The 4,883-nt window shown below is 40.4% G+C and carries 7 protein-coding genes; 5 read left to right on the plus strand and 2 right to left on the minus strand.

The genetic code is table 11. The features are described from left to right. Positions 1-190: 190 nt before the first annotated feature. Positions 191-373 (minus strand): DUF3012 domain-containing protein, encoded by a 183-nt coding sequence (locus E5A76_RS17120; protein WP_053986823.1) that lies wholly within the window; start codon positions 371-373, stop codon positions 191-193. 253 nt (positions 374-626) lie between these two features. On the opposite strand from E5A76_RS17120, the gene E5A76_RS17125 reads away from it, so the two are divergent. From E5A76_RS17125 to E5A76_RS17145, 5 genes are read left to right on the plus strand one after another with little or no spacing between them, the layout of a single operon-like run. Continuing rightward, positions 627-1,376 carry a 5-oxoprolinase subunit PxpA gene (locus E5A76_RS17125; RefSeq protein ID WP_161119669.1) on the plus strand — a complete coding sequence of 250 codons (750 nt, stop codon included), beginning with the start codon at positions 627-629 and terminating at the stop codon, positions 1,374-1,376. Between the two features lie 12 nt (positions 1,377-1,388). Continuing rightward, positions 1,389-2,087: a 5-oxoprolinase subunit PxpB gene (gene pxpB / locus E5A76_RS17130; RefSeq protein ID WP_161119670.1), complete on the plus strand. Its 699-nt coding sequence runs from the start codon at positions 1,389-1,391 to the stop codon at positions 2,085-2,087. Next, positions 2,075-3,019, plus strand: a complete 945-nt coding sequence (locus E5A76_RS17135) for a 5-oxoprolinase subunit C family protein (protein WP_161119671.1) — start codon at positions 2,075-2,077, stop codon at positions 3,017-3,019. The genes pxpB and E5A76_RS17135 overlap by 13 nt, the downstream gene beginning before the upstream one ends. Positions 3,020-3,044: 25 nt before the next feature. Continuing rightward, the gene (locus tag E5A76_RS17140; protein ID WP_161119672.1) at positions 3,045-3,632 is read left to right on the plus strand and encodes a gamma-glutamylcyclotransferase family protein; all 588 of its coding nucleotides are present in this window, start codon (positions 3,045-3,047) and stop codon (positions 3,630-3,632) included. A 16-nt stretch (positions 3,633-3,648) separates the two neighbouring features. Then, positions 3,649-3,900 (plus strand): hypothetical protein, encoded by a 252-nt coding sequence (locus E5A76_RS17145; protein WP_053986818.1) that lies wholly within the window; start codon positions 3,649-3,651, stop codon positions 3,898-3,900. A gap of 37 nt (positions 3,901-3,937) precedes the next feature. Here the strand turns inward: E5A76_RS17145 and E5A76_RS17150 are convergent, their stop codons facing one another. Then, positions 3,938-4,729 (minus strand): DUF3108 domain-containing protein, encoded by a 792-nt coding sequence (locus E5A76_RS17150; RefSeq protein ID WP_161119673.1) that lies wholly within the window; start codon positions 4,727-4,729, stop codon positions 3,938-3,940. Between the last annotated feature and the right edge of the window lie 154 nt (positions 4,730-4,883).

Raw genomic sequence — 4,883 nt, forward strand, 5'->3', positions numbered from 1 at the left:
TGGTAGACACAAGGGATTTAAAATCCCTCGGCGTTCGCGCTGTGCCGGTTCAAGTCCGGCCCGGGGCACCATCTATTAAGAAAGCTCATCAGTTGATGAGCTTTTTTTTGCCTGTTAGTTTTCAATAACGTTTATCAATATTTTTTTATAAAAATGATGAAATAAAAAAGAGCCATCAGGCTCTTCTTTATTATTTTTCGCTATCTGTACCGAAGCGAATAATACAGCTTTTGGCAAATTCAGTCGCTTCGTTAGCTGTCCAATCACCCTTTGGCTTGTCTTTTAATTGGTTACACCAGTCTTCGCTTCCTACTTCTGGTGAACATGCAGTTAATAGCGTTACTGCACCTAATAATACCAATAACTTTTTCATCTTATTTCCTTTATGCATCATTTGCTAATTGTTTTAGCGTTAAAATTTTGCAAGTAATTCACACGCAGCAAGAATGGCTGAAAGGTTAATGATTAGCAAATTTTTTAACGGGTTTCTTGTTAAAATTGTGTCATATTTCAATGACAAAGCGTGGTATTGATGCTGTACTTTAAAAGAAATAATTGTCATTTTACGTGATACTTATTTTGAAATTTATAGCGTAATAACGTGAATGCATCGCAAGGAGGGCGGGATGAAATTAAATTGCGATATGGGAGAAAGTTTCGGAGCTTGGATAATGGGCAATGATGCTTCCGTCATGCCATGGATTAATATGGCGAATATTGCTTGCGGCTTTCATGCATCAGATCCTAATGTGATGGCGACAACAGTCGTACTTGCACAGCAATATAATGTGATGATCGGTGCTCACCCAGGTTATCAAGATAAAGAGGGGTTTGGTCGTCGTCATATTCCGCATACGCTAGATGAAATCCGCCATAGCATTGCTTATCAAGTCGGTGCGCTTGATGCATTGTGTGCGTTACATGAAACTCAGGTGGTGTACGTTAAGCCACATGGGGCTTTATATAATGACATGATGAAAGATCCGGCTTTGTTTGAAGCTATTGTTCTTACTGTTTCTAAATTGAATTTCTCTCGTCCACATCCGCTTTCATTAATGATCTTATCCGGTGCAAAAAATACGGCTTACAGTCAAATAGCGCAGCAATATGGTGTAACACTGTTATTTGAAGCGTTTGCTGATAGAGCTTATACCCCTGACGGTTTCTTAGTACCACGAACAGAGCCTAATGCGGTTCATCATCACCCAGATCTTATCAAAGCGCAGGTATTGCAACTGGCACAAGGGAAAGTAAAAACAACATGTGGCAAATTACTTTCATTACCTGTCGATACTATTTGTGTGCATGGGGATAATCCTGAATCTATTGCAACGATTAAAGATCTCGCTCAGTTGCTGAATACCACACAAAGTTAAATGGGAGATAGTATGAAGATTTCTCCTGTAACTGAAAATGCATTTATGGTGGAGTTTGGGCAAGAAATTTGTTCAGAAACAACCTTGATCATTTCAGAATTTATTGCGTTTATGAAAGCTAGATTTCAACACGACTGTATTGATATAACGCCGTCTTACACCAAAGTCATGGTGCAATATCGTCCACATTCAAATGTGTATCTAACGATGATTGCTGGTATTGAATCATGGCATCTAGACCGACAAAGTCACGAATCAAAACACAGCAGTATGCAACGTCAATTACACCAGTTACCTGTTTACTATCATCAGGATGTTGCTCCTGATTTAGCGGTTGTTGCTAAGGCAAAAGGATTAACGCAGCAGCAGGTCATTGAGCATCATTGCAATAAGATTTATGACGTAGGAGCGATTGGCTTTACCGCAGGTTTTGCCTTTTTATCGTCAGTAGATGATGAGATAGCCATACCACGACATTCAACACCAAGATTACAAATTCCAGCTGGAAGCGTTGGTATCGCTGATCAGCAAACAGCGATCTATCCCGATCAAAGCCCTGGTGGGTGGCACATTATTGGTAATTGCCCTCAATCACTGTTTGTTGAAGGTCGCTATCCGTTATCCATTTTTTCTATTGGGGATCGTGTGCAGTTTGTTTCGATCACCAGAGAAGCGTTTTTCGAGCTGGGAGGGCAGTTATGGCAGCGTTAGAGATCCTTGAGTCAGGCATGCTGATCCAACTGCAAGATTTAGGACGGTATGGTGTTGCTGAGCATGGATTAAGCCAGGGTGGTGCAATGGATCTCCATGCCTATTGCTGGGCTAATTTGTTATTAAATAATGATCCAAATGCTACGCAGATCGAAATTACGTTGGGGCAAGCGTGTTTTAAAGTACTAGAGGATTGCTGTATTGCGTTAACGGGAGCAGATATGCATGCCACACTTGATGGCAATGTGCTTGTACCGTGGCAAACATATCAATTAACTCAAGGGCAAATATTACGTTTTGGGTATGCTCGTCATGGGCTTCGTGCTTATCTTGCTATCAAAGGAGGATTTGATGGTCCTAAATGTTTTGGTAGTGCTTCGACGGTACAGCGTAATCATTTGGGTGGAACTGATGGTAAAGGTAATGCTTTAGCTGTTGGTCAATGTTTGTATGCGAAGGCATCATCTAGCCCATATTGTTATCAAGCGGTACCGGCCCGTTTTATTCCTCACTATCAGCATGAAATAACCGTATCTGTGATTGAGTCGTATCAATCGGATAGCTTTACTGCCGAGCAAAAATCACGATTTTATTCGTCGCTGTATCAAGTTACCCAGCATAGTGATCGTATGGGATGTCGTTTAACTGGCGAGAAAATAATGCCACAGCAAACAACATTAGTATCACAGCCGATAGCAAAAGGAGCGATTCAACTGCCACCAGATGGAGAGCCGATTGTGTTACTCAATGATCGGCAAACGCTGGGCGGCTACCCAATCATTGGTTGTATTACGCAGCACGATTTGTCCTTAGTCTGCCAGCTAAAACCCGGTGACAGTATTCGATTTGCATGTTTAACACCGCAGCAATTTGAACTAGAACAGCAGAAATGGTTTACTTTCTGTCGATTCTTTAATGTTTTTCAGACCTAACAGCAGAAGAAATAAAGGTGATTGGATGTATATATTTGGCTATGGAAGCCTGATCAACACGTGTTCTCGAAATCGTACAGGCAATACAGGCAAATCTTATCCTGTTTTGGTACATGGCTTGCAACGAGCATGGGGAAATGTGGATGGTAGTTATCCTATCGCACCTTTGGTAGTTAAGCCTGGCAAAGGGGTATGTAACGGTGTGTTGATCGAAGTGGATGAGCAAGGTTTACGTGATTTTGATCAGCGTGAACATGGTTATCAACGTATTCAAATTTCTGCAGAGCAAGTTGAGCTATTAGAACATACAGGGCTAGCACTTGCTGAGCCTATTTGGGTTTATATTAACACTAGGGCACAAGATCCTTGTGAGCAGTATCCAATTACTCAAACTTATGTGGATACCGTGATTGCTGGCTGTCTATCTGTTTCTTATCCATTTGCTGAGATGTTTGTGGCAACAACGTCAGGCTGGCAGCATCCGTATTGCAATGATCGCCATCAACCGAAATATGGCAATCTGGCTGGGGTTGATGATAAAGCGAGGGAGTTAATAGATTTGCTGATTGAAGAGGTTATCGCAAGCTCGCTTGCAGTGACGAATTATAAATAACAAGGTGAAGTAAACGGTGGCGAAACCGAATAAAAAAGGACCAACGAAAACCGTCGATATTTGTTGTTCTAAATGTAAAACGCTTTTATTTAAATACCGTAAAGGGGGTAAAGGCGCCTTAGTGAAATGTTTTAAAGAACGTATTGTAAAAGATTTCACTATAGAACCAGCTACTTGTCCTGAATGTGGCGGTGTATTTGCCCGTGATACGCTTATTCGAGGAACGCCAGCGTTTAAAATTATTGGTGGCAAAGCTATCATGAAATAGAAAGAAAAAAGCCGAGTGATTATCACTCGGCTTTCTATTATTTAAACAACTGCTTTGGTGGGCAATCAATCTTTTGACTCATTAGCACCGCATTTAAATCAATGATCTTACGATGATAAGTCGCTTTTACTAATTGATAATCTAACGATGGTGCAAACCATAGTGATAGCTGACGATCACTTTTACGTGTTTGGTTTACACGAATAGCTTTTATCTTGCCAAAGTTAGTATCAATAGTTTCAGTACCCGCTACTGTGAAGTAGTAGTGGCTGGTTTCATCACTATTTTGCATGATGAAATCAAAGTTCTTTTTACCCTCAATCAGATCAAGACGCATTTGGCTACCAATGGTATCACCATCGATAATAGGCATAAGATCTTCAGTGTATTTTTGGGTTTTACCATCTTCAATCACCGTACTACTACGGCCATCTTTACTGAATGTTGCACTGACGCTACCAGCCATCAAGCCACGAATATTACGTTGGAACGAATCAGTTTGAAAACGTTGGAGTTCATCAGACCAATGTAACTGAGAATGCATATTCATTTTTGATTTAGTGATCAATACGTCCGCTTCAGCAGTTGTGTAGATATCTGCTTGGTTACCGTTCCATACAATTCTACGTTGGTAGTTGCCGATTTTTGAGCCTTTGAAATAGACATTGTAATTCAGTGTCTTTTTACACTGGTGAAACTTGTTTGGAAATGCGTAAGCAGCATGACTTTGTGTTTGTTGTGTTACTTCTGTGCTCCCCGTAGTCGCAGCCATAGCTGAGACACTTAACAAGGGTAAAATTGACGCAGCAAATAAAGACAATAAACGCACAAGCACTCCTACAGCATTAAAATATAAAGAATAATAGCGTTTCATAGTTTACCAGATTTGATAACAAGATGATCATTTAGCACGGATTAAATACTAACAACAGTTTCAATTATAAGTGTCAGATATTTAGTGTCTCATCTTTATTCTTATACCT

Origin of the sequence: Photobacterium lucens (genome assembly GCF_009873615.1) — a bacterium.
Lineage (GTDB): Bacteria > Pseudomonadota > Gammaproteobacteria > Enterobacterales > Vibrionaceae > Photobacterium > Photobacterium lucens.